Origin of the sequence: Sorangium sp. So ce726 (genome assembly GCF_051521405.1) — a bacterium.
GTDB lineage: Bacteria > Myxococcota_A > Polyangia > Polyangiales > Polyangiaceae > Sorangium.
Map to the genome: position 1 here is coordinate 2,743,762 of NZ_CP150349.1, position 23,877 is coordinate 2,767,638.

14 protein-coding genes are annotated in these 23,877 nt (G+C 73.7%); 4 read left to right on the plus strand and 10 right to left on the minus strand.

The annotated features are described in order from the left end of the window. Window positions 1-211 precede the first annotated feature (211 nt). The 7 genes from WME79_RS10490 to WME79_RS10520 all read right to left on the minus strand — a co-directional run bounded on the left by WME79_RS10490 (window position 212) and on the right by WME79_RS10520 (window position 17,815). Complete coding sequence (locus WME79_RS10490; RefSeq protein WP_437534581.1) at window positions 212-2,101, minus strand: SWIM zinc finger family protein; 1,890 nt, start codon at window positions 2,099-2,101, stop codon at window positions 212-214. Further along, on the minus strand, window positions 2,098-8,934 hold the full coding sequence (locus WME79_RS10495; protein WP_437534582.1) for a HEAT repeat domain-containing protein: 6,837 nt from the start codon (window positions 8,932-8,934) through the stop codon (window positions 2,098-2,100). The genes WME79_RS10490 and WME79_RS10495 overlap by 4 nt, the downstream gene beginning before the upstream one ends. Continuing rightward, window positions 8,931-11,756 carry a hypothetical protein gene (locus tag WME79_RS10500; protein ID WP_437534583.1) on the minus strand — a complete coding sequence of 942 codons (2,826 nt, stop codon included), beginning with the start codon at window positions 11,754-11,756 and terminating at the stop codon, window positions 8,931-8,933. Before WME79_RS10500 ends, WME79_RS10495 begins: the two co-directional genes overlap by 4 nt. A 223-nt stretch (window positions 11,757-11,979) precedes the next feature. After that, window positions 11,980-12,882, minus strand: a complete 903-nt coding sequence (locus WME79_RS10505; RefSeq protein WP_437534584.1) for a WGR domain-containing protein — start codon at window positions 12,880-12,882, stop codon at window positions 11,980-11,982. Between the two features lie 36 nt (window positions 12,883-12,918). After that, complete coding sequence (locus WME79_RS10510; RefSeq protein WP_437534585.1) at window positions 12,919-13,215, minus strand: DUF2288 domain-containing protein; 297 nt, start codon at window positions 13,213-13,215, stop codon at window positions 12,919-12,921. 125 nt (window positions 13,216-13,340) lie between these two features. Next, the gene (locus tag WME79_RS10515) at window positions 13,341-14,342 is read right to left on the minus strand and encodes an alpha/beta hydrolase (RefSeq protein WP_437534586.1); all 1,002 of its coding nucleotides are present in this window, start codon (window positions 14,340-14,342) and stop codon (window positions 13,341-13,343) included. 614 nt (window positions 14,343-14,956) lie between these two features. Further along, on the minus strand, window positions 14,957-17,815 hold the full coding sequence (locus tag WME79_RS10520) for a TonB-dependent receptor plug domain-containing protein (RefSeq protein ID WP_437534587.1): 2,859 nt from the start codon (window positions 17,813-17,815) through the stop codon (window positions 14,957-14,959). On the opposite strand from WME79_RS10520, the gene WME79_RS10525 reads away from it, so the two are divergent. Then, window positions 17,769-18,746, plus strand: a complete 978-nt coding sequence (locus WME79_RS10525) for a DNA/RNA non-specific endonuclease (protein ID WP_437534588.1) — start codon at window positions 17,769-17,771, stop codon at window positions 18,744-18,746. The two genes, WME79_RS10520 and WME79_RS10525, sit on opposite strands and share 47 nt — an antisense overlap. A gap of 9 nt (window positions 18,747-18,755) precedes the next feature. On the opposite strand, the gene WME79_RS10530 is transcribed toward WME79_RS10525, so the two are convergent. Further along, a complete protein-coding gene (locus WME79_RS10530; RefSeq protein ID WP_437534589.1) occupies window positions 18,756-19,151 on the minus strand; it encodes a nuclease A inhibitor family protein in 396 nt (131 codons plus the stop codon). A 627-nt stretch (window positions 19,152-19,778) separates the two neighbouring features. On the opposite strand from WME79_RS10530, the gene fbaA reads away from it, so the two are divergent. Next, a complete protein-coding gene (gene fbaA, locus WME79_RS10535) occupies window positions 19,779-20,852 on the plus strand; it encodes a class II fructose-bisphosphate aldolase (protein ID WP_437534590.1) in 1,074 nt (357 codons plus the stop codon). 233 nt (window positions 20,853-21,085) lie between these two features. Here fbaA and WME79_RS10540 read toward each other — a convergent pair whose 3' ends face one another. Both WME79_RS10540 and WME79_RS10545 read right to left on the minus strand, forming a co-directional pair. Then, entirely contained in the window at window positions 21,086-21,478 is a 393-nt protein-coding gene (locus tag WME79_RS10540; RefSeq protein ID WP_437534591.1) for a hypothetical protein, read from the minus strand. Between the two features lie 149 nt (window positions 21,479-21,627). Next, a complete protein-coding gene (locus WME79_RS10545) occupies window positions 21,628-21,993 on the minus strand; it encodes a hypothetical protein (RefSeq protein ID WP_437534592.1) in 366 nt (121 codons plus the stop codon). A gap of 372 nt (window positions 21,994-22,365) precedes the next feature. On the opposite strand from WME79_RS10545, the gene WME79_RS10550 reads away from it, so the two are divergent. After that, entirely contained in the window at window positions 22,366-22,617 is a 252-nt protein-coding gene (locus WME79_RS10550) for a hypothetical protein (protein WP_437534593.1), read from the plus strand. 199 nt (window positions 22,618-22,816) lie between these two features. Then, window positions 22,817-23,824, plus strand: a complete 1,008-nt coding sequence (locus WME79_RS10555) for a sialate O-acetylesterase (protein ID WP_437534595.1) — start codon at window positions 22,817-22,819, stop codon at window positions 23,822-23,824. Window positions 23,825-23,877: the final 53 nt, after the last annotated feature.

Genomic DNA, 23,877 nt, shown 5'->3' on the forward strand with positions numbered 1-23,877 from the left:
AACGGCGTTTGCGAGGTTGTCTCAGCTCTCCCGACGCCGTAGGGCTCGTCTAGCCGAAGAGAACCAAGAACAGGCTACCTTGCGGAGAGTGACTGGCGGTTCCTCCAGAGCGGCGCGACGCCGCTCCTACGCTCGAGGCGTGGAGGCTGGTGCGTTCAGAACCTCTCCTGGCAACACGAACAATCTCTTTTTCTTGACCTCCTTTCCTTTCTCATGCTGACGACGCGTCGGCGTCCACGAACCCAGAGGACGTCAACGCATCCAGTCTCTTGAAATACGCGTCGCGCGCTTCGCCGTCCGTGTCAAACCAAATGCGCTGGTGTCGAGGCGCTTCGGCGCGCGCCCCCCACGACAAGTGTACTACGCGGTCGTCCAGGGAGACACGGTAGACGACCTCCGCGCCCGAGGCCTCGCGGCGCACGTACGTGCGCGTCTCGGCGCGGATGAGCGACCGCCCCTCGGCCGTCTGGCGCAAGGCGTCCCGCTCGGCGCGCTCGCGCGCGTAGGCGACGCGGAGCGCGATCATGTGCTCGCACGGCCCTTCGCGGAGGCCGCTCCGGCGGAACGTGGGGCAGCTGCACCACGCGTCGGAGACGCGGCCCTCGAGGTCCATCGTGAACCGCGGCGCGAAGTCGCGGTGCGCCTCCCGGTCCGCGACCTCCCCGTGGATCTCGGTGCCCTCGCCGGCGATCTCGTGCACCTTGGTGGGCCTCACCGCGCCGGGCGCGCCGAGCAGGCGGTGGGCCGCGGCCTCGCGGGGCGAGCTGTAGCGGATGTCGCGCTCGTCCACCGGATCGGCGAACAGCTCGCGCGGGCGGTAGACGCGGCGGGCGACGTCGTAGAGCACCCGGCCGCGCAGGCACTCGAGCTGGAGCGCCGCGCGGGCGTCCTCGGCGCCGCCGCCGGCCGCGAGCGCCGCGAGCGGGAGCGGCCCGCGCTCGCGGAGGAGGGCGATCTGCCTGGCCGCGAGCGCGTCGAGCGCCGCGCGCGCCTTGTCGCCGCCTTTCCCCTCGCGAGGCATCAGGGCGTCGAACGAGGCGGCGCTGGCCCAGCTGCTGTCGGTCCAGCCCGTGAGCGCGATCGTCAGCGTCGCGCGGCCCAGATCGAGCACCCAGAAGACGGGCAGCCCGGGGCCCCGGAGCTCGGCGCGCACGCGCTGCACGTGCGGCAGGAGCCGCGACAGCGCGAGCAGCCGCTGCCGGCCGAAGGTCCGGACCACGCGCGGCGGACCCTCGTAGGGAGGGCCGTGGCCCTCGATCAAGATCTCCCAGGGCTCCAGGATGAGGCGCGGCGGCTTGCCGGGGACGAGCTCGAAGCGCAGGCCGCGGGGCGGCTTCTTCGCCTTGCGGGTGCGGAGCACGAACAGCGCGTTGTAGAGATCGATCGGCGCGAGCTCGCAGGAGACCGCGGGGAGCGTCGCCGCCGACTGCACCTGCAGGAAGCCGCGGAGCCAGGTCGTCGGGACCTCGAGCGAGCGCTCGATCGGCGCGGCGCGCGCCGCCGCGGCGTCGCCGCGCGCCACGCCGGCGTCGAGCTCCACCTTCGCGTAGGCGCGCAGGCGATCGATCTGCTCGACGACGCGCGGCGAGAGATCGACGAAGGCGGTGCCGTGCGCCGCCTCGCGGCCCTCGAAGAGGTCGCTGGAGAAGGCGAGCCGGGCGTAGGCGCTCTCGTCGCGCGAGAAGACCTCGATCGAGACCTCGTCCGGGTGCACCGTGAGCACGGGATCGAGCGCGCTGGAGGCCCTCGGCTTCGCGGCGGAGCCGTCTCCCTGGGCCGCCGCGTCGTCCGGGAAGGCGCCATCCAGGAACGCCTTCTGCGCCTCCCAGATGGCCGCCGTCGCCTTCTTGCCCTGCTTCATCAGGTAGGCGAGGTACGCGGTCCGATCCCGGCCCTTGTACCGGAGATCGCTCTCCAGGATGGTCGCCAGCGCGGCCACCGCGTCGCGGAAGAGCGCCGCGTCGCGGACGGTGCCGCGCACGCCGACCGTGCCGCGGGCGCCGTCGAGGGAGAGGCGCACGCTCGAGTGGAGCGGGGCGGCGGCGAGCTCGCTCGGCGCGGCGTACCGGAGGAGGATCGGGCGGGCGAGTGCGGCCGTCATGCGTTGACTCCTTCGGGGGTCTCGGGCTCTCTGGAGGCGCGCGCGGCCGCGAGCCGCGCCGCGCGAGGATCCGCCGCCTTGCGCTTCGCGCGGCGGTACGCTCGGTACGCGGCCTTGCGGACGGCGACGTCGGCCTTCTTCTCTTTGCCGAACGCGAGCGCGGCGAGCGCCTCGAGCGCGCGCTCGCCGCCGGCGCGGCCGAGCACCGCGATCGCGTCGAGGCGCGCTGCGGCGTCGCCGCCGTTGCCCTGCGCGAGCGAGATCAGCGGGGCGAGCGCGGCGACGTCGTGGCGCGCGAGCATCGCCGGCAGCGCGAGGCGCCGGCCCGGCTCGGTCGCGGCGAGCGCCGCGAGCGCCTCGGGCGAGGCGACGCGCGCGGTCGGCCCGAAGGCGACCGGGTCGAACGGCCTCACCGCCGCCGCGATCGCGGCCGAGCCGTCTGGCGCGAGCGCGGCGAGCGCGGCCGACGCCGAGGCCCGGACGCCGGCGTCCATGTCCTTCAGGGCAGCCGTGAGCCCCTCCACGACGCCCGCGGGCGGCGCGGCGCCTCTGGACCTCGCGGCCGACTCGAGCGCGCCGAGGGCGCGCGCGGCCTCGCGGCGGACCTCGCCGGGAGCGCTGTCGTTCGAGAGGAGCGCGCGCAGCGCGGGGGCCGTCGCGGTCGCGCCGGCGCGGCCCGCGGCCCAGAGGAGCTCACGCCACGCCGCGGCCTCGGCGTTGCGCTCGTCGCCGTGCGCGGCCGACCAGCGCTCCGCGGTGCGCTGCGCCGCGGCGGCGAGCGCGCCCGCGAGCGCCCCGCGATCGCCGGCCACGGTGCCGGCGGCGATGAGCCGCGCGGCCTCCTGCCGCGCCGGGGCGCGCTCGTCCTCGAGCATGCGCAGGAGCGCGGCCACCGGCAGCGCGCCGCGGCGGAGCAGGCCCATGGCGAGGCGCTGGCGCAGGTCCTTGTCCTTGAGCGCCGCGAGCCGGGGCAAGAGCTCGGCCGGGTCGGCCTCCGCGGCGAGGTAGCTCGCCGCCGGGCCCGCGATGTCGTCGTACTTGCTCCCGACCGCGAGGAGCTCGACGCGCGTCCGCTCGCCAGGGAAGAGCTTCTCCAGCGCCTTGCGCGCGTTCTTGCGGACCTCGCTGTTCCGCGCGTCGAGCGCGCGGGTGAGCGCGGGCTCGGCCGCGCTGTCGCCGAGCAGGCCGAGCTCGTTCACGGCGACGACGCGGAGCCTGTCGGGCGTATCGCCGGCGCGCACCAGCTCCTCGAGCAGCACGCGGGCGCGCTCGCCGCCGATCCAGCGCACGCCCTTCGCCGCCGACTCGCGGAGATCGATGGAGTCCGCGTGGAGCGCCTGCTCGACGCGCTCCGAGGCGCGCTTGCGCAGCTCGGCGCTCCCCAGCTTCGGGGCGATGCGGCCGAGCGCCTCCGTGGCGGCGGCCTGCATGCTCGGCTCGATGGGCGCCTCCTTGGTGCCGCCGGCGGCCACCGCCTCGAGCTCCTCCAGCGCGCGGGCGTCGCCGAGCGTGCCGAGCGCGAGCAGCGCGCGCTCCCGCTCCCCGGGCTCGCCCGCGCGCACGACGAGGAGGAGCGGCCGGAGCGCTGACGCGAGGCCCCGCTCGGCCGCCCCCTCCGCGGCGGGCAGCACGAGCTCGCGGGCGCCCGCGCGCAGCACGGCCTCGAGCGGCCCCGAGGGCGCGCCCTTGTCTTTGACGCGCTTCGCGTACGAGGTCACGGCCGCGACGCGCGCGGGGAGATCGCGATCCGCGAAGAGCGCGACCAGGAGGTCGTTCTGCGCGGGATCGTCGCCGAGATCGAGCTCGCGCGCCGCGGCGAGGCGGAGCGCCGGGTCCTTCGCGCGCGTCGCGGCGGCGAGGAACGCGAGCGCGAGCGCCGCCTCGCGCTTCTCGCGCTCGCGCCCCTTGTCGACGATCTCGAGGCACGCCTTGAGCGCGGCGCTCCGGACCTCGGCCGCCTCGTCGTCGAAGCGCGCCGCGAGCGGGCCGGTGGCCGCGGGGTTCCGCGTGTTCCCGAGCGCGCTCGCCAGCGCGGCGCGGTCCGCCGGCGTGCCGGCCTCATCCATGCGCGCCGCGAGCGCCTGCACCGCCGCGTCGCTCGCGAGCGCGACGAGCGCCTTGCGCGCGCGCGTCGCCGACGCGGCCGCGCCCTCGCGCAGGAACGCCGAGAGCACGTCGACCGCGCGATCGTCGCGGCTGCGGGCGAGGAGCTCCGCGGCGCGCAGGCGCAGGTCGTCGTGATCGCTCTCCATCGCGCGGCACAGGGCGGGCACGATGCGCGGATCGCTCGACGACGCGAGGCGCTCGAGCACGCCGAGGCGGAGGTCGGCGTGCTCGCTGCCGAGCGCCGCGAGGAGCGGATCGAGGCTGCCCTTCGGAGAGAGCCGCTCCAAGAGCTCGAAGGCGTAGCGGCGCACGTCGGGCAGCGCGGAGCTCAGCGCGCGCACGATCTCGGGGCGGGCGTCGCCGCCCCGCGCGGCGATCTCGTCGAGCGCGGTCCGCGCCACGTCGGCCGACGCCGAGGCGAGCCCGAGCGCGAGCGGCTCGCCCGCCCCTGCAGGGAAGAGCGCCTTGAGCCCCGCGAACGCCGCCTTGCGCACGAGGTGGTGCGGGTCGTCGAGCGCCCGGACGAGCGGCGGGACCGCCGCCGTGCTGCTGACGTGCCCCTTGGCGCAGACGTCGACGATGCGATCGATGGCGTCGCGGCGCGTGCGGTGCGCCTCGTCGTCGCCCGCCGAGACCTGCCGGAGGAGGCCCATGTACGCGCCGAACGCGAGCCAGCGCAGCCGCCGCTGCTCGCCCTCCGGGACCGCGTCGCCGGCCGGCTTGTCGCTCGGCTTCTGGCCGCTCTGCCCGCTCGGCTCGGGCTGCGCGAAGAGGCGGCGGAGCCACCCCTTCGCGGGCTTCGTGTCGCTCTCCTCCGCGGCGCGCGGGGTCGTGTCCGCCACGACGTGGGCGCCCGCGGGGCGCAGCGCGGCCACGCGCTTCGCCTCGCGGAAGTACTCGACCGGCTTGCGCCGGATGCGGAGCACCTGCGCGGCCGCGTAGCGCTGCTGCGGGTCGTCGCTGGCGAGCGCCTCGGCGAGGCCGACGAGGATGCGCCCGCGCGCGACCTCGGGCGGCCAGTCCTTCATGCCGGCGGGCTTCTCGCCGTCGGCCGCGCGGCCCTGCTCCGCCGTGTCGGGGCGCGGGGGCATCAGCGCCTCGATGAGGTGGGCGAGGTACGCCTCCGGATCGGTGCGGAGCTCCAGCGCGCGCGCCGCGGCGAAGCGCACGTCCGAGCGCTGCGACGAGAGCGCGCTCGTCAGGAGGTCCGGCGGGTCGCCGCGGCGGAAAGCCCGGAGGTCGCGCGCGAGCACGATCGCGAAGACGATCTCCTGGACCTCGCGCGAGCTGTCCTCGAGGCCCTGCAGCATGCCGCCGTAGCCCTCGGGCCCGAGCGCCGCGAACGACATGATCGTCGCGACGCGGATGGGCGGGTGCTCGTGGCGCAGCGTGCCCGTGAGCACCGGAAGCGCCCGCACGTCGCCGAGCCGCGCGAGCCCGTCGGCGGCCCACGACCGCACCGCGACGTCGGCGTGGCCCATGGCGTCGAGCAGGTAGCCCTCCTCGCCGCGGCGGGCGGCCATCGCGAGCCCGCGCGCGGCCTGCTCGCGCACGTCGGGGTACTCGTCCTTGAGGAGCTCGGTGGCGAAGTACTTGACGAGGCGCGGCGATCCGAGCGTCGCCAGCGCGGTCGCGGCGCGGGCGCGCAGCGGGCCGAGGACCTGGATCGGCAGCTGCTTGAAGAGGGACTGATCGGCGAGGAGCGCTCGCATCGGGTTGATCAGCTGCTCGTCGCGCCGGACGGCGCAGAGCTCGGCCGCGCGCACCCGGAGGTCGAGGTGGCTCGACTGGAGGCCGATGTGGAGCGGCCCCGCCTCGCCTGGCAGGAGCCTGTCGAGCGCCTCGATCGCGGCGGTGCGCGGCCCCGCGTGCTCGTCCTCGAGCAGCTTGCTCAGGGCGCTGCGCGCGGCGTCGCCCACCGGCACGCGCGTGGCGAGCAGCCGGAGCAGGCCGCTGCGCGCGTCTTCGCCCGCCGGCAGGAGCGCGGCCCCGCGCGCGCCGCTCTCCCGGACCGAGGGGTGGATCGACGCCATCGCGGCGAGGTGCGGCTCCGCGGCCTCCTTGCCGCGCAGCTTGACGACGGCGTCGTACGCGGCCTGGGCCACGCTCGCGTCGCGGTCGCCGATGGCCGCGTGCAGCCGCTCCGCGGCCCACGGCTGCTCGCCGTGCGCCTTGAGCTCCTCGACGGCGCGCAGGCGCAGGTCGGGGAAGCGCGCGAGCTGCGCGCGGTCGAGCGCCGTCTGCGGATCCGAGGTGTGCCACGACCACAGCGTCCGGAACGCCTCGCGGCGGACCTTGGGCGACTCGTCCTCGATCGCGTCGGCGAGCAGCGCCTCGGCCTCGGGCGGCCTCGGTCCCTTGCCCTCGCCGGCGAGCGCCACGAGCCGGTCGAGGCCGCGGACGCGGATGTCCTCCTGCGACGAGCGGAGCGACGCCTCGGCCACGGTGAGCGGGGCCGACGGCTGGAGCCGCGCGTAGGCGTCGTGCGCCGCGGCGCGCACCGCCCCGTCCGCGTCGTCGAGCATCCAGATGAGGCGCTTCTCGGCGCGGGTGTCCCGGAGCTCGGCGAGCGCGGTCGCCGCCTGCCTTCGCAGCGATGGGTCCTGCTCGCGCGTGAGCTGCAGCAGCGCGCCGAGGGCGCGCGTGTCGCCGAGCTGCGCGAGGCCGCGCGCCCCCCGCACCGCCGTGTCCGGCGTGCGGCACGCCATCGCGGTGAGCAGCGGCTCGAGGTCGGCCTCGGCGAGCTCGGCCCCCGGGCTGCCGACGCCGGGGATCCGGGCGCGCGCCGCCTTGATGGCCGCCTCGTCGGCCGCCTTCGCCCCGTCCTTCGCCCCATCCTTCGCGTTCGCCGCGGGCTTCTCCGCGCCGCCCGCGCCGGCGCGCCGAAGGACCTCGGCCGCGCGCCGCGCGATGTCGATCGCCGCGCGGCCAAGATCCTCGTCGCGCGCCTCGAGCGCGTGGGCGAGCGCGCGCCGCTCGATCACCTTCGCCGCGAACGCGATGCGGCGCACCTCGGCGTCCTCGTCGTCGAGCGCGCGCGCCGCGATCGGCGCGAACTCCGGCGCCGAGAGCCAGCCGGCGAGCGCGGCACGGATGAGCGCCTCGACCCGGAGGTCGGCCGGGCCGCGCTCGAAGGCGGTGCGGAGCGGCTGCGGGCCGTCCGGGTGGATCTGCTGGAGCTGGTCGAGCGCCGTGAGCCGCACCGACGCGTCGCGGCCGGCGAGCTTCTCGGCGATGAGCCCCGGGATGAGCGGCGAGCTGCCGTAGAGCTTCCCGAGCTCGAGGAGCGCCCGGCGCTGGACGTCCGCGGCGCGGGCGCCGAGCGCTGCCCGGAGCGGGGCGAGCGGCGCGTCGCGCTCGATCGCGCGGAGCGCCTCGAGCGCGGCCATGCGGGTGTTCGGGCTCTCGTCGTCGAGCGCCTCGCGCAGCTTCGCGCGCGCGCCGCGGCGCCCTTTCGCCCCGAGCTCGCGGGCGGCGAGCGCGCGCACCTCGGCGTCCCGGTCCGATCGGAGCACGGAAAGCGCGGCCTCGAGCGCCTCGGGCTCGTCGAGCGAGGCGAGCGTCTTGACGGCGCTCTCGCGGGCCGGCCGCGCGCCCGAGAGCGCCTGGGCGAGGACATCGAAGCCGTGCGCGAGCTCTGCGGTGCCGTCCGCGGGCGCGCCGGCGGCGTCGATCGGGAAGCGCCATACCGTGCGCCGATCCCCTGCGGCGAAGACGGCGCCGAGCCCGTCCTTCGCGTCCGCCCCGCCGCGGCCCGCTTGCGCGCGCGCGCCTTTGCGCGCGGCGGCCGGCGCGAGCGCGAGCGCGTGGAGCGACAGCGCGCTCGTCTCCAGCGTGCGCGGCTTGCGCTTGTCCTCGAGCCGGTGGATGCGGATCGCGCCGTCGGCGCCTGCGGACAGCAGGCGATCGCCGCTCTCCTTGCCGTCTTCCTGGGGCGGCGGGGTGGGCAGGCACAGGAGCGCGCGGACGCCGCCCGCGTGACCGCTCCCGTCCGCGCCGCGCACCTCGCACTCGACGGCGCCGACGAGGTACCAGAGGCGCACGGTGCCGTCGTCGCCGCCCGACGCCAGCCGCCCATCGCGCGGCGTGAACGCGAGCGCCGTGACCGGTCCGTCATGGCCCGGCATGTCGCGAACGGCGCCCGTCGACAGCGTGACCACGCGGACGACGCCGTCGTCGCCTGCCGCTGCGCAGAGCTCGCCGGCAGGATCGAAGGCGACGGCGCGGAGCGGCGCCGCCGAGAGCGCGAACGACGAGATCTCGGCCGCGGCGCCGTGCTGCGGGGCAGGGGATCCGGCGGCATCGCCGACGCGCCAGATCCGCAGCGCGCCGTCGACCCCCACGGTCGCGAGGCGCGCGCCGGCGTTGAGCGACACGCCCGCGGCGATCGCCGTTGCGCCGCCTGGGTGCGCGTCGATCGCCCGCACGTCGGCCCCGCTGCCCGTGACGAAGCGCAGCGCGCCGTCGGAGCACGCCGCCGCGAGCAGGTCGCCCGCGAACGCGAGGCCCAGCACGTGCGCGGGCACGTCGATCGAGCGCACCGGCTTGTTCGCCACGTGATCGAACAGCGTCACCTGGCTCGCGCTGGCGGGGGATTGCGCGGTCTGCGTCTCGCGTGTCCCGCGCTCCTCGCTCGGCGCCGGCGCGCGCACGCCGCCGACCGCGAGGAGCCGCGGGCCGATCGCGAGCGCGCGGACCTTCTCGTAATGGCCGATCGCGTGGCTCATGCGCTCTCCTGTCCGACGCTGGGGAGCGTCCGGCTATCGCCGGCCGCTTCGAGGCCTTCGATCTCGAGCCCCGGGTGCGCGTGCCTGAGCCGCAGGAGCGCCGCCAGGCAGGCCTGCCACTCGCCCTTCGCGATCGACCCGGTGAACTCGGCGATGACGGGGGCGACGAGCGCCGCGAACGCCGCGTCCTCGACCGCGAGATCGCGCACGACCTCGATCACGTGCCGCTTGGCCTCGCTCGCCGACAGGCGCCTGCGCGCGCCCGCGTCGTCGCCCGGCTCCGGCGACCTCCCGGCGGGGATCCCGGACAGCACGTACCGCAGGAAGCGCCGGAGCGCCTCGACGTCCGCGAACCGCCCGGCGTCCTCGGGCAGCTCCGCCGCGGGGCGCGCGTCGTCTCCTCGCGCGCCGCGCGGCCGCCAGCCCGGCGGCAGATCGCGCGGCCGGTGCTTCTCCCAGAGCATCCGCACGGCGAAGAGGCGCACCTCGCGGTCGGCGCTCTGCATCAGCCAGCCGAGGCGCTCAGGGCCGCCGAGCCGCGCGTAGTGCTTCAGGATGAGCGAGAGGCCGAGCTCGCGCGCGCTCTTCTTCAGGCTCTCCGTGAGCGCGAAGACCTGCGCCGGATCGAGCTCCTCCGGCGTGAGCGCGATCGCCGGATCGGCCGACGGATCGCCGACCTTGCGGAGCGCGTCGAAGGCGATGTTGCGCACCTCCTTCGCGTCGCTGTGCGCGAGCTCGTAGACGCGGGTCTGGTAGCCCCACGCCCGGAGCTCGGCGCGCGTGATGAGCGCGGCGAAGCGCCGGACGTCGTCCCGCTTGTCGGAGAGCGCGGGCCAGATGCGCTCGGCGGTGAACGCGCCTCGCTTGAGCGCCGGCTTCAGCTCGAGCTCCTTGGCCTCGCTCTGCTCGGGCCCGAGGACCGGGTGGTGGCAGCGCAGGTACGTCTGCGCGAACGCGCGCATCGGCTCGGGCTCCTTCTCGCCGAGCGCGAGCGCGAACAGCCTCGCGGTGCCCGCCTCGCGGTCGCCGCGGCCGCTCGCGTCCTGCCCCGCGTCGAAGTCCTGCGGCTTCATGTGCGAGAGGAGGTAGCGGCGCGCGAAGCCGTTCAGCGTCGGATCGGCGCGCCGCGCGAGCGCCAGCAGCCAGGGCAGCGTGAGCTGCCGCGGAGACACGATCTTCGGGTTGCCGAGCACCTCCAGCGCGACCGCGCGCGTCTCGGCGCTGAAGACGAACCCCTTCAGGCGCTCGACGCCCTCGGCGGTCAGGTCGGGCAGCGCGTCGGCCTTCTGGAGCCAGGTCGCGACCGTGGCCCCGATGCGCTTGCGCGTGAGCGCGCCGAGCAGCCACGGCGTCCCGATCTCCGCGATCGGGTACCTGCCGAGCGCGCCGAGCGCGGCGTTCGTCGCCTGGTAGTCGTCCTCGTGGCGCGGGTCGTCGAGCACGCGAACCCAGAAGCCCGCCCCGGGCTCGCCGGGCCGGTACTTGGCCTTGAAGTACGCGGTGGCCCACTTCTTCTGCTCGGACTCGCCGTAGAGCATGTCGATGAGGAAGCCCTCGGGCAGCTCGGCGCGGTCGAAGCTCTCGCTCAGGGCCTTGCCGGCCCACGCCTCGGTCTCGCTGTGCGTGAGCAGCCGCCCCAGGAACGCGTGGCCGAGCGCGCGCGGGCTCTTGCCCTGGAGCGCCGACGCCGCGAAGGCGCGCGTGTCCTTGTGCTCGGAGTCGAGCAGCGCGGCGAGGCGCTCCGGGTCGAGGTCCGTCGCGTGAGCGCGGGCGTACTCGATCGCGAACGTGCGCGCCTTCGGGCTCGGGGAGCCGAGCAGCGCGAGCGCCGCGTCGTGCAGCCCGAGGCCCCGCAGCTTGCTCTGGTGGAGCTCCGGCGAGCCGAGCAGCGTCTCGATCAGGAACTCGTGCGCGCTCGCGAGCGGCCGGTACGCGAGGCGCGAAAGCCACGCGGGCGTGACGCTCCGCAAGGTCTCGGCGAAGTCCTTCTTGAGCCCCTGGATCGCGAACTTGGCCGGCGGATCGGCCTGGCAGGCCGAGAGCAGGAGCATCAGCGGATCGGGCGATCGCTTCCACGCCTCATCGAAGGCGCGGTGCTTCACCATGTCGTTCGGCGGGACGTTGCCGTGGAACGAGCGCCCGTCGTACTTGCCCGTGCCGTGCGCCCAGATGTGGTTCGCGACCCAGAGGTCGCCGAAGCTCGTGCCCGGCGCGTAGTGGCGGAGGACCTCGACCGCGAACTGCGGGTAGAGCTCCGGCGTGCTCCGCCCGAGCTCGCGCAGGAAGCGCCACGCGCGGCGGCGCATGTAGATCAACGTCCCCTTGGAGACCTCGCGCCGCCGGATGCGGGAGAGCTCGACGTCGAAGCGGAAGGCGAGCGCCCCGAAGAGCTCCGCGTCGAGCCGCGCCTCGGCCAGCTTGTAGATGCGCTTGAGCCCGCCCCACACGCCGAAGACCAGCGGCGCGCTCGTGGCGATGTCGCGCAGCGCGCTGCGCCCTGCGTCCGTTCCCTCCTCGTAGATGCGCACGAGCAGGTCCGCGAGCTCGAGCCGCGGCGGCGGCGCGGCGTCGACCTGCGCGAGGAAGCGCTTCCACGCGTCGGTCGACTGCTCTCGCCGCTGCTCGGGGGAGCGCATGCCCTGCGCGCGCGAGAGCAGCTGCAGGAACGCAGCGAAGGTCAGCGCCCCCTCGCGCGGCGGCACGTCCGGTTTGGGATCCGGCTGCCCGAGGTACGTTTCGACGACCTCGGCCAGGGTGGGTGAGCCGCTCGTGGCGAGCTGCTTGACGTTCGCGATGTCGATCGGGTTCGGTGAGCTCGTCAAGGCGCCCTCCCCTTGCGGGATGGCCTGGGAGAATCGCGAGCCCCGCGGTGCAGGTCAAGCCAGAGTCGATCTGACGATGACGGAAGCGTCGTCGCCTCCCCGCGGTGTGCGCCTGTGGGTGGGGCGTGTTCGCGGGTGCCGAGGTGCCGCGCGGCGCCCGGAGCGTCGCTCCAGGGCGCGCGCCGGGCGCGCAGCTCAGTCCGCGCAGCTCAGGCCGAGCAGCTCACGCCGCGCGCATCCGCGCTACCCGCTCGGCGACGTGGGGATCGCCGCCCGCGTCGATGCTCGCGAGGAGGTCCTTCAGCGAGCTCCCGCGGTGGGCGAGGTGCGCCTCGAGGTGCGGCGAGAGCGCCTTCCAGCGCCGCGCCCACCCGGCCTCGGCGCTCATCGAGCCGTGGTGCGGCCGATCGACGAGCAGCGCGCCGAGCCGGAGGCCGAGCTCGGGATCGTCGAGCTCCTCGAGCTGCCGCTTCAGGAGGGCGAGCGCCCCGGCGGCCGGAGAGGTCGCCGGCGGGGCCTTCCAGGTGTCGCGCACCGCGCGCGCGAACGCCGCGGCGTCGAGCTCCGAGAGCAGCTCGAGCGCGCGCACGAGCGGCAGGCGATCGCGCGCGCTCGGCGCGACGACGCGGGCCAGGAGCGCGTCCAGCGCGGCGGACAGCGCCCCGTCGGCCGCGGGATCGAGCCCGCCGAGCGACTCGAGCGCGCGGCGGGCGCGGCGGACGGCGCGCCCGAGCACCCAGCTCCGCCGGCCGCGCGCGGCCGAGACCGCGGCGAGCGCGTGGACGGCGGCCTTGCGCCGCGCCTCGGTGGCCTCGCCGGGCTGGACGCGCGGCGGCAGATCGAGCTTCGGCGGCTGCGGGGGCGCGGCCGCTCCGGCGCCGGCTGCGGGGGCGCCGCCAGCGGGGGCGCCGCCCCCGGCGGCGGCCACCTCCTGGTAGCCCTCCCTGAGCTTCTCCGCGACCTTCTTGTCGCACTCGCGCTGCGCGGCATCCGCGGTGGGAAACGCCTTCTCCTTGCGTTGCCCGGCCGTCCCCAGCCGCCCGTAGACGACGATGAAGGTCGTGTCGTCCACGTCGGCCATCCAGAACTTGGCGCTCGTCCCCTGCACGAACTCGAACCGGCGCATGCGGGCGACGATATCACGTCGCCCTGGCGGCGCGCCTCAAGAGGGCGGCGGCGTGGCCGGCTGGCGGACCAGCACGAACGGCGCGACCACGAGCGACAGGAAGCGCAGATCGCGCTGCTGCGGCCAGCGCGCGAGATCGGCGGCCGTCGGCTTGGTCAGCTTGCCGGCCGCGATCCAGGCCTCCACCGCGGCCGTGTCGTTCGCGGCCATGGCCTCGCCGACGTCCAGGAGGTCGAGATCGGCGGCGACGACGATGACCGCATCGCGCACTGTGTGGGTGCGGAGATCGGTCCAGAAGACCTCCCCGAGCGTCTTGGCGAGCTGTTCGCGCATGGGGGCAGCATAGGCCCCGGACAGCGGCCGCCAAGCCTGCGAGCCGCCGCCCGGGCGAGGGAGGGCGGCGGCTGCCGGCCCCGGCGGTCCGGGCAGGCGGCGCGGCCCGAGGCTCCGATCGCGCCCTACCAGCCCATGTTATGGTGGACCCAACAGTCGATCTGCTCCCAGCCGACCCGCGCCTTGCGATGGCCGTTCAGGATATGGCCCGTGTCGGGGACGATCGCGGTCGTCACGCTCTCGGCGCTGGCATAGAGCGCTGCGTCGGAGTCCGCGTACGACGCCGGCTGCAGCGCGTCCGTCTCCCCGAACTGGATCAGCACCGGGCTCGTCACCTCGTCGATGCCGGAGAGCGTGGGGTCCTCGGAGACGGCGAGGAGGCTCAGGAACTGCCCGCGCGTGAACGTGTCGGCGATGGTGGTGTTGTCAAAATCGATGAGCGCCGGGTTCGCGTTCGCGGTGTCGTAGAAGATGGCGGTCCGCAGCTCCGGCGGGATCGCGATATAGGGCGTCTGCAGCAGCGCGGAGATCCCCTCCGGGGGGACCGGGATCGGGTGAGGCGTGAAGGCCAGGCCGGTGTTCACGAGGACGTCCGCGTCATTGTAGGTGCTCTGAGCGAACGTGCTGATGATGGCGCCGTTCGAGTGGCCGACGAGCGCGACGCGCGTGAAAGGCGTCCTGTAGACGCCGCCCGGCGTGCGCATCTCGGTGATGATCTGATGGACGCTGTCGGCGGTCTCGGCCAGATCGAGGAAGTCGCCGTCGGGCCGGCTGCTCTCCCCGGCCCCGAGCATGTCGAGCGCCAGGACGGCGTATCCCTCCTTCGCCATGTGCCGGGCATAGGAGTAATCGTGTCCGCCGAACGACGGGAGATCCCAGTACTCGTGCGTGTAGGTCAGGCCGTGGACGAGCACCTGAAGGGGGCGGTACTTGGTCTGACCCTGATAGTAGAGGTAGCCGACGACGTCGTACGTGTTGCCGTCGGAGAGGGTCACCGGGAACACCAGACGCTCGACCTTGGTGGGCTGCCTCGACGACGACGCCTCGGCATTGCCCGAAGAGAGCCCGGCGGTCGCGAGCGTCGCCGAGAAGAGTACCGTGCTGAGTGCGCGATAATACAAGTTCATGAATTGACCCTCATGGTTACGGCAGGTGATTGGAGGTGAGGCAACGTCTATCGCGGTGCGATAGCCCGTGGTCTCTCAGCTCCAGCGCTGCCACGCCATGTTCGCAAACATTGGACCAGAAAGCGTCTATGTCAACAGGATAGCGCACGATCTCCGCCCGTGCCGCCGTTTGCCCGCATTTCGGAGCGCTGTTTGGTCTCCTGCGGCTCGACCGTGGGCTCGCCGGGCCCTCGCAGCCCGTCCTGAGGAGTGGACGCTGCACGCGTCTTTGCGTGATGCCGCAATGATTTGCATGGGGGGTGACGCCGGCTGCAGGTCCTGGCACATGTGCCGGCGAAGGCGTCATCACGACCGCTTCTGTGCTGGCGAACAAATCTCCCCGTGCTTTACGGCTCCTGCTGGACGTCATGGCCAGGAGACGTCATCGCAGCACGGAACATCTCTCGCTGAATTGATGTTCGATTTTTGTGGCTCTGCTGCATTGTGCTCGCGGGTGCACGGGTGATCGCGCCCCCGCGAGCGATTCCCGGTGATCCTCGGCGCGGCGCGGCGCGGGCGCGCAGCCGCGGCGCTCCTGGTGAGCGCCGCGCGCGGCGAGGCGACGTCAATGCTGCTCAGAAGGTCGCTTCGGCGCCGAGGCTTGGTATGATGATGGGTCCGAGCGTCTCCGGCTCGCATCCGCGCAGGAGCGAGCATTCGTATTGGAGCGTCTCTTTTCCAGCGGTGGCGTTGAGCACCTCGACCGTGAGCGAGAGGGTCCGTCCTTCCCTGAGGATCCACCGCTTCTCGAGCCGCAGGTCCAGCCGGAAGAACGCCGGCAGCCGCTCCGGCAGGCTCAGCCGGCGGACCACCTGGGCGATCCGTTCGCGCAGCTGCTCGCGGCGCTGGATGTCCTGCTCCGTGTCGGGGCGGTCGTCGTCGCCATCCGGGCGCTGCCCGTCCACGCCGTCGTTGTCCCAGAGGTCGTAATCGACCGTCATGGGAATGCCGCTGTAGAACACCGCCCTGCCCCCGAGCTTCCAGCCGCGGCCCACGTCGACCGCGGCCGCCATGTTGAGCACATGGCGGCGGTCGAACGCCGAGTCGAAGCTCTCCCGGCCGACATGGCGGGTCGAGCGGGAGAGGGTGTAGGACACGAACCCTCCGACGCGCTTCGACAGGCTGCGGTGCGCGTGGATCTCCAGCCCGTGGGTGCTGCCGGTGCCGCGCAGCTCGGCCCGCTGCGCGAGGCCGACGTCGGTGCCGGGAGGCCGGTTGCCGAGGGCGTCGCTCAGGTCGAAGAAGCCGCTCCGGAACCCGGTGATCGTGGCCTTGATCTCCCCGGGGAGGCGGAGCTCGACGCCGGCGCTCGCCAGCAGCCCCGTCTGCACGCCGCCGCGCAGGCCGCCCACCTGCAGGCCGGGCACCGCGCCGAGGAAGCTCGGCGGCTGGTGCGTCATGCCGAAGGCGCTCAGCAGGGCGACGCGCGGGGTCGCTTGCAGCCGCGTCGCGAGCCGCGGATCCACCGTGGCCCTCGTCGCGCCGCCGGACGCGAACAGGTCGGCGCGCAGGCCCGGGACCACCTCGAACCCGGGCGCGGCGCGGACGACGACGTCGGCCCAGAGCCCCGCGGCGAGGTCCTCCCGGCTCGTGAAGAGGCGCGCGAGCGCCCTGTCGTTCCGGCTCGGGAAGTCGCCGTCGTTCTCGCGGATGTCGATGTCGAACCGCTCCAGCTGCGCGTCGGCGCCGGCGCGCGCCGTCAGCCGCTCGGAGACCGGCGCGGACAGCTCCACGCGCGCGCCGAGGAGGCGGGTGCGCCCGGCCCGCTCCCCGTCCTGGTTCTCGCTCTCCTCGTGGCCGAGCGTGATCGCGTGCCGGAGGTGGCCGCCGCGCGCGAAGAACCTGTCGTAGCGGAGGTCGAGCCGGTGGAAGTCGCCGGCGAGCACCACGTCCGTGTCGCCGTCGTCCTCGATCTGGGCGAGGTAGTCGTGCGACCCGAAGGCGAAGAGCCCGACCCGGTCGTACGGCGAGGCGTCGTAGGTGACGCGCGCCTGGTAGTCCCAGTAGCCGAGCTCGATGCCGGGCGAGAAGAGCGCGAGCAGCGCGCCCGGGTACGCGTAGCGCCCGCCGACGAGCGCGGTGCCGCGGCCGTCGGCCCAGGGCGCCTCGACCAGGGCGCCCGCGTCGAAGAGCCGGAGGTTGGCCTCGCCGTGGAACAGGCGCGACGGCTCCCGGGTCTCGCCGGCGATGACGCCGCCCGTGTAGCGCCCGAAGCGCGCCGGGAAGCCGCCGGGGTAGAGATCGACCCGCTCGACGAGCGCCGGGTGGATCACGCTGGGGCCGAGCGCCACGTGATAGAGCAGCGGGACGCGCACGCCGTCCACGAAGTAGCCGACGTTGCCCGGCGGCGCGCCGCGCACGAAGAAGTACGGCACGCCGGACGCGATGGGCGTCACGCCGGGCATCGCCTCGATCGCGCGGAAAGGATCGCCGAACGCGCCGGGCACCTGGCGAACCTCCTCGCGCGTCATCGAGGTCGTCATCGGCGCCGCGCGTTCGCCCACCACCACCACGTCGATGGCCTGCGCGGCAGCCGGCGGCGAGGGGGGCGCCGTCGCGACGCTCTCGCGGGGCGGCGCGGGCCCTGCGGGCGCCTCCGGAGGCCCGGCCGGCGCGGTCGGTGCGCTCGGCGCGGCCGGCGCCGCGGCGCGAGGATCGCGGAAGCTCACGCGCAGCAGGATGCGCGCGCCGATGGGCCGCCCGTCGCGCCGGGCGGGCTCGAACCGCCACGACGGCGCCGCGCGCGCGGCCGCGCTCGCGAACGGCTCCTCGCCCTCCACCTCGACCGCGCCCACGGTACCGTCCGCGTACACCGTGATGCGGGCGACCACGGTCGCATCACCGACGCCGCCGGGCGGGTAAGGCGGTTCGATGGGGCCGAGCGGCGACGGCATCGTGACCCGGGAGCCCTGCGTGGCCGTGGCCGCCGCGGGGGCCTGCGTGGCTGCCGCGGGTGCCTGCGTGGCTGCCGCGGGTGCCTGCGTGGCCGCCGCAGGGGCCTGCTCCTGCGCTGGAGTCGCCGTGGCCTCGCCCTCCGCGAAAGCCACGAGCGCGCCGGTCGCTGCGGCCACCGCGGCGGCCCGGCGCCCGTCGAGCGAGGCGCGGCGCCCCGCCGCGGGGCGGGCGCAAGGCGCCGCGACGGCCGCGGAGCCGCGCGTCCTCCGGCGTCGCAGATCGCTGTGCTCCGGCTCCGCCATCGGCTCTCCGGAAACCATGGAGAGTCGCGGCGGCACGCTCAAGGAAAACGTACCGGCGCGCCTGGCGGGCCGAGCGCCGCGCGCCTCGCCGAGGTCGAGCTGGACGACCGCGCCGTCCGTGCCGTAGATAGCTGGCAGCGCTGACGTGGGCTCGAACAGGAAGCGACAACAGAAGTCCTGGGGTTCGCGCGTGCTCGTCGCGCTCCTCGTGACCGGGCTCAGCGCGGTGGGGGTCAAGTGCGGCCTCGAGCGCGGGCTCGAGGAGCTCGGCCTGGACCTCGGCGGCGATCGCCCCTCCAGGCCATCGCCGACGCCCGGCCGATCCGGCAGCGCCTCGCCGCCGAAGGGCTCTCCGCCGAAGGGCGCTCCGCCGAAGGACGCGCCCTCCTCGCGCCCGCCCGCGCCGAGCCCGCATCTCGAGCTCGGCGTCCCGGCCCCCACGGGAGCGCGCGCCGCGCGGGCCGACGCGTCCGACGATCACCTGATGATCAAGCCCCAGTACGCCCTCTCCTACAACCGCTCCAGGAACGTGGCGAACTGGGTCAGCTGGAGGCTCGACGCCGCGTCGTTCGGGGACGCGCCCCGCCATCGGGGCAAGTTCCTCTCCGACAGCGCGCTGCCGGACGGCTGGTACCGCGTGCAGCACGACGACTACACCGGCTCCGGCTTCGATCGAGGCCACATGGTCCGCTCCGAGGAGCGGACGCGGACCCCCGACGACAACAAGGCGACGTTCCTCCTCACGAACATCCTGCCGCAGCGGCACGAGCTCAACGCCGGCCCGTGGCTGAGGCTCGAGGAGGCGTGCCAGGAGCTCGCGCAGAAGGAGCGGCGGGTGCTGTTCCTGATCGCCGGCGGCCTCTTCGACGAGCGCGAGCGCCCGGCCGCCACCATCGGCAAGGGCGTCGCCGTGCCGGACGCGTTCTTCAAGGTCGCCGTGGTCCTCGAGCCGGGGCAGGGGCCCGACGACATCGGCCCGGCGACGCGGGTCATCGCGGTGGTGATGCCGAACGAGACGGGCATCCTCGATCAGGGCTGGGGGCAGTACCGGACGACGGTGGACGAGATCGAGCGGCGCGCGGGCTACGACCTCATGACCGCCCTCCCCGAGGCCGCGCAGCGGACGCTGGAGGCGCGCGTCGACGACGGGCCCGCCGGCGGCCGCTGAGCGGCGCGCTCAGGTCTCGACGACCTTCGTCACGAGGCCGAGCCACGCGCCCGACGGATGGCGGCCGGCGACGTAGACATCGATCGCGACGCGCCCGACGCGGTAGACCCGAACGTCGGTCAGGTGGCGCTCCAGCAGGTCCACGAGCCGCCGGTATCGCCCCGCCTCGGCCAGCGCCGCGTCGCCGGCGTCCCCGGGCACGTCGATCACGGGCGCGAAGAAGTCGCCCGCCGTCGTGACCTCGACCGGCGTCGCCGCGCCGAGGCCCTCGGCCGCGAGGAGCGCCGCTGGCGAGGACGCGTCCCCGCGCGACCGGAACGGGCGCAGCTCGTGATCGGACTCGCTCGGGAACAGCAGGCCCTCCGCGGCCTCCGCGAGGGATGCGAGGAGCTCTTCGGGTGACATGGATGAGGCCTGCATGCGGATCTCCGGGAGGCTGCACGGCGAGGGCGAGCTCGCCGTGGGATGATCATTCCACCGTGAAGCCAGCGGCGTGTGGCGCCTGCATGGACACGAACGCCTCGCCGAGGGCGCACGTTACGTCGGCGACGGTCACAGACCTCGAGCTCCCTCCATGCCGCGCAGCCACGCGCGGATCATGACGTTGGGATACGCGCGCTCCCGCTCGGTCGGCTTCATGGACATGCACATCGTGCATGACCCCGTGGTCGCATCCGCCCCTCATAAGGCGTGCGACATGGCCCACCTCGCCGGCGGTGTCAATTGTTGGCCGCGCCCACGGTGATGGTAAGCTATTGAAATTGAATGGTTTTCCCGTGGGGAGGCCCGGGGCGCAGGTTGCGCTTGACATCTCAGGAAGGTTTCGAATCCGCTTCGGCTGGGGCCCGTGAGCGACGGTGACGCGACGCTTCCAGTTCGCCGCCTTAGCACGGGAGAATCCGCTTGCTCCCGGAGCTTTGGCGATGGTACCGGGACCGCGCCGCCCTGCGGATCCGATCCACCCTTCCGCTTTCCTTCGCCGCGTTGCATGCTCGGGCGAGACCCGAGCAAGGAACAAGGATTCAAGCTGCCATGTCCAAGATGAAGCTCAAGCCCGGCGTGATCACTGGCTCCGCTCTTCAGGAGCTGTTCGAGTACATGAAGAGCGTCGAGTGTGCGCTGCCGGCCGTGAACGTGATCGGCTCGCACAGCACGACCGCCGCGCTCCAGGCGGCTCGAGAGGCCAAGTGCCCCATCATCATCCAGTTCTCGAACGGCGGCGCCCACTTCTTCGGCGGCAAGTTCCTGGACAACAAGGGTGAGAAGGCCGCCATCGCGGGCGCCGTCGCGGGCGCGCACTACGTGCGGAACCTCGCCGAGGCCTACGGCGTGCCGGTCATCCTGCACACCGATCACGCCGCGAAGAAGCTCCTGCCGTGGATCGACGGCCTGCTGGAGCACGGCAAGAAGTTCTTCGAGAAGAACGGAGAGCCCCTGTTCTCCTCTCACATGCTCGATCTGTCCGAGGAGCCGCTCCACGAGAACCTCGAGATCTGCCAGAAGTACCTGCGGCAGATGGCGGCGCTCAAGATGACGCTCGAGATCGAGCTCGGCGTCACGGGCGGCGAGGAGGACGGCGTCGACAACAGCGGCATCGACAACTCCAAGCTGTACACCCAGCCCGCCGAGGTGCTCGCCGCGTACGACGCGCTGAAGCCGATCGGCAACTTCACGATCGCCGCGTCGTTCGGCAACACGCACGGCGTCTACAAGCCGGGCAACGTGCAGCTCCGGCCGCCCATCCTGAAGAACTCCCAGGACGCGATCCAGAAGGAGCGCAAGACGGGCGCGAAGCCGGTCGACTTCGTGTTCCACGGCGGCTCCGGCTCGTCGCGCGAGGAGATCCGCGAGGCGGTGTCCTACGGCGTCATCAAGATGAACATCGACACGGACACGCAGTGGGCCTTCACGCAGCCCATCAAGAAGTACATGGACGACAAGGGCGCCTACCTGAAGTCGCAGCTCGGCAACCCCGAGGGCGAGGACAAGCCCAACAAGAAGTACATCGACCCGCGCGGCTGGCTCCACCTCGGCGAGAAGGGCGTGGCGGCGCGCCTCGTCGACGCGTGCAAGGACCTGAACGCGTTCGACAAGTTCGAGTTCTGATCCGCGACGACAGAGCGGGGAGCAGGTTCGTGGGATACGGGCTCAGCCGCTAGGCAGGCGAGTGAGGCGTACGAAAGTACGCCGCAGCGAGCCGAACGACGCGGATGAGCCCGTAGCGCACGAAGATGCGCCCCGCTCTAGCGACGGCCCCGCTCGCGCGGGGCCGGAGCGACGCCTGTCTATCCTCGCCGCGACACCGCGGCGCGTCGATCTTCCCGCAGGCGGCTGGCTGCTCACGAAGGCGACGAGTGCGCCGCGCTCAGCGAGCGCGCCGGCGCCGTCACAGCAGGGCGGCGGCGAGGCAGCCGTGAGAGCGGCAGGCCGAAGAGGCCGAGCGCGGTGAGCTCGATCCCCAGCACGGGCACGAAAGCGAACCCCGAACCCCCGGTGGCAAGGAGCTGCACGAGGGCGATCGGTGCCGCGACCGACAGGAGCGCTGTCGGGTACGTGATGCCGTGAAGCAACGCGAGCAGCACGCCGACGATCCCCACCGTGAGGCAGCCCTCGACGCTGGGGGTCACGTCCAGCGCGCCCGGCGTGCGCAGCGCGGCGCGGATCCACAGCAGGGAGCCAGTCCCCAGGAGGACCATCGCGATCGGCAGATTGGCCGAGGAGCGGGTCGTCATCTTCGGTGTCTGGAAAGCCATGCTTCTGGCGACGACAGCACGCGATGTGCCATCACGGTTCCCGGGCGGCGACGGGCCGCCCGGCGCGCTGCGCGATGCAGGGAGTGCGGGGCGGCGCACGCCTTGCGCGCCACGATCCCCCGGTCGCGTCAGGGCGAGGGCGGGCCGGGCTCGTCGCCGGCGCCGGGCCCGCCTGCGTCAGGGCGCTCGTGCGTTCGTGGCGGGCGCGCTGGCTCGACGGGCGCGAGCCGGATGCCCAGGTTCAGGAGCTTCACACAGTCCTGGTCGCACGTGGGCCGCCCGCCGGGGACAAGCGAGCAGCGTGCGACCTCGACGGGCTGCTCGGAGCGCCCGTCGACGACAAGCCGACACCGCACGGGGGCCCCGGTCCGTGGACAGACCAGGGTGACCTCCGAGGTGTGGTAATGCCGCCGGGCGAGCAGGCGTCTCGTCCCGACGATCAGCGCTCCGACACCGCCTGCAGCCGCCAGCAGCACGACGAGCCAGTCTGTCATCGCGACCCCCTGTGAAGAGCGCTGCGACGTCCACCGCAGCACGTACGACGCAGCAAGGGGTGCGCCATGCGCCGCGCCGACGCGTGGGCCCAGCCGGCGCGGCAGGGCCCGTTCCTCGTGTCATCGTAGGTGCATTCCGCGCGCCTCTCGGCGCAGGGCGTGCGCCCCGGAACCCGGGGCCAGGAGCAGCAGCCCGCTCCGCCGCTGAGAGAGGACGTGAGGAGCCGTGAAGAAGCGCGGGAATCGACCGCAACAGGCGCGATCCGGGGGCGGTCCTGGCGGCTCGCCGCGGCGGCGCCCCGGTTCGACACCCTTCGGCTCGGCGATTGCAAAACACCCTTCATCGGCAGATGGCCGCGGGAGGAGGTCACCATGGCCTGTCATCTGGAGGAATCGGACAAGCTGGTGTGGATCGAGGTCGAGGGTGGCGGCACCGAGCCACGAAGGGTGTGCTGCCCGCGGCGGGCGGCGACGGTGGACGCGCGCGAGTGCTTCGCCTGCCCGCGCTACGCGACGCTCGCGATCCATCCGAGCGGGAAGAAGGTCTATCTCGTATGCGAGCCGTTCGATGAGGAGCGGATCGTCTGCGAGCCGTTCGATGAGGAGCCGATCGAGCGCGCGTAGCGGTACGTGAGCCCGGGGAGCGCTCGGCGCGGCCGGCGCTACGATAGGTAACACTTCGTCATGGCGCGCTACGATCGGTAACGCGTGGCCCGAAGCGAGCTCACGTCGCGCGGCGTTCGATGTTGAAGCCGGGCCTCCGCGAAGAGCATGGTGTTGTCCCTCGGGAGTTGAGGGGGACAACATCTTTCCATCGGAGTCCATGAGCATGAAGTCAGCGTACCTTGGCCTCGTCGTCTCGGTGTTCCTGTGGGGTGTCGGCTGCTCCGACGACGGCGACGCGACGGCGTCGAGCGGCGGCGAAGGGGCGACGACGGGCGCGCAGACGAGCGGCGCGGGCGCGGCGAGCGCGACGTCGGCGGGCAGCGGCGGCGGCGCGGCCTCCTCGGCGGGCAGCGGCGGCGGCGGCAGCGACGCGGGACCAGCGACGACCGGCAGCGGCGGTGGTGGTGACGGCGGCGGGGCGGGCGGCCCTGGAGATGAGGAGAACATGGTCTTCCTCCTCTTCGGCCAGTCCAACATGGAGGGAGTCCCACAGCCCCAGGCCCAGGACAAGGTCGAGAACGAACGGGTCAAGGTGCTCGCCTACAACAACTGTCCCGGGGAGACGTACAACCAGTGGTACACGGCGGTTCCGCCGCTCCACAGCTGCAACGGGGGCGTCGGGCCCGGCGACTACTTCGCCAAGACGCTTGCCGAGGCATATCCCAACACGAACATCTGGCTCGTCCCTTGCGCCATCTCCGGGGTCGATATCGCCTTCTTCCAGAAGGGCGTCCGATCGACCCGGCGCGGCGAGTTCCAGATCCCGCCCGACAACCACTGGGACGGCGCCTACGAGTGGCTCATCCAGCGCGCGAAGCTCGCACAGGAGAAGGGGCCCATCCGCGGCATCCTCTTCCACCAGGGCGAGTCCGACAGCGGCCAGCAGGCGTGGCTCGACAAGGTGGCCGGGATCGTGTCCGATCTGCACACGGACCTCGGACTGCAAGAGCGGGTCCCGTTCATCGCAGGAGAGCTGCTCTACAGCGGCTGCTGCAGCGGTCACAACACGATCGTGAACCAGATCCCGGGCAAGATCCCCAACTCCTTCGTGGCCTCCGCGCAGGGGCTCGCGGCCATGGATCAGTATCACTTCGACCTCGCGGGCCAGCGCACGCTCGGGCAGCGCTACGGCGCGCTGATGCTCGAGGCCTTCGGCGAGCAGTGATCGCGACCGGGTGAGCGCCACGCACCGGCGTGGCGCTCGGGCCCGGGAGCGCC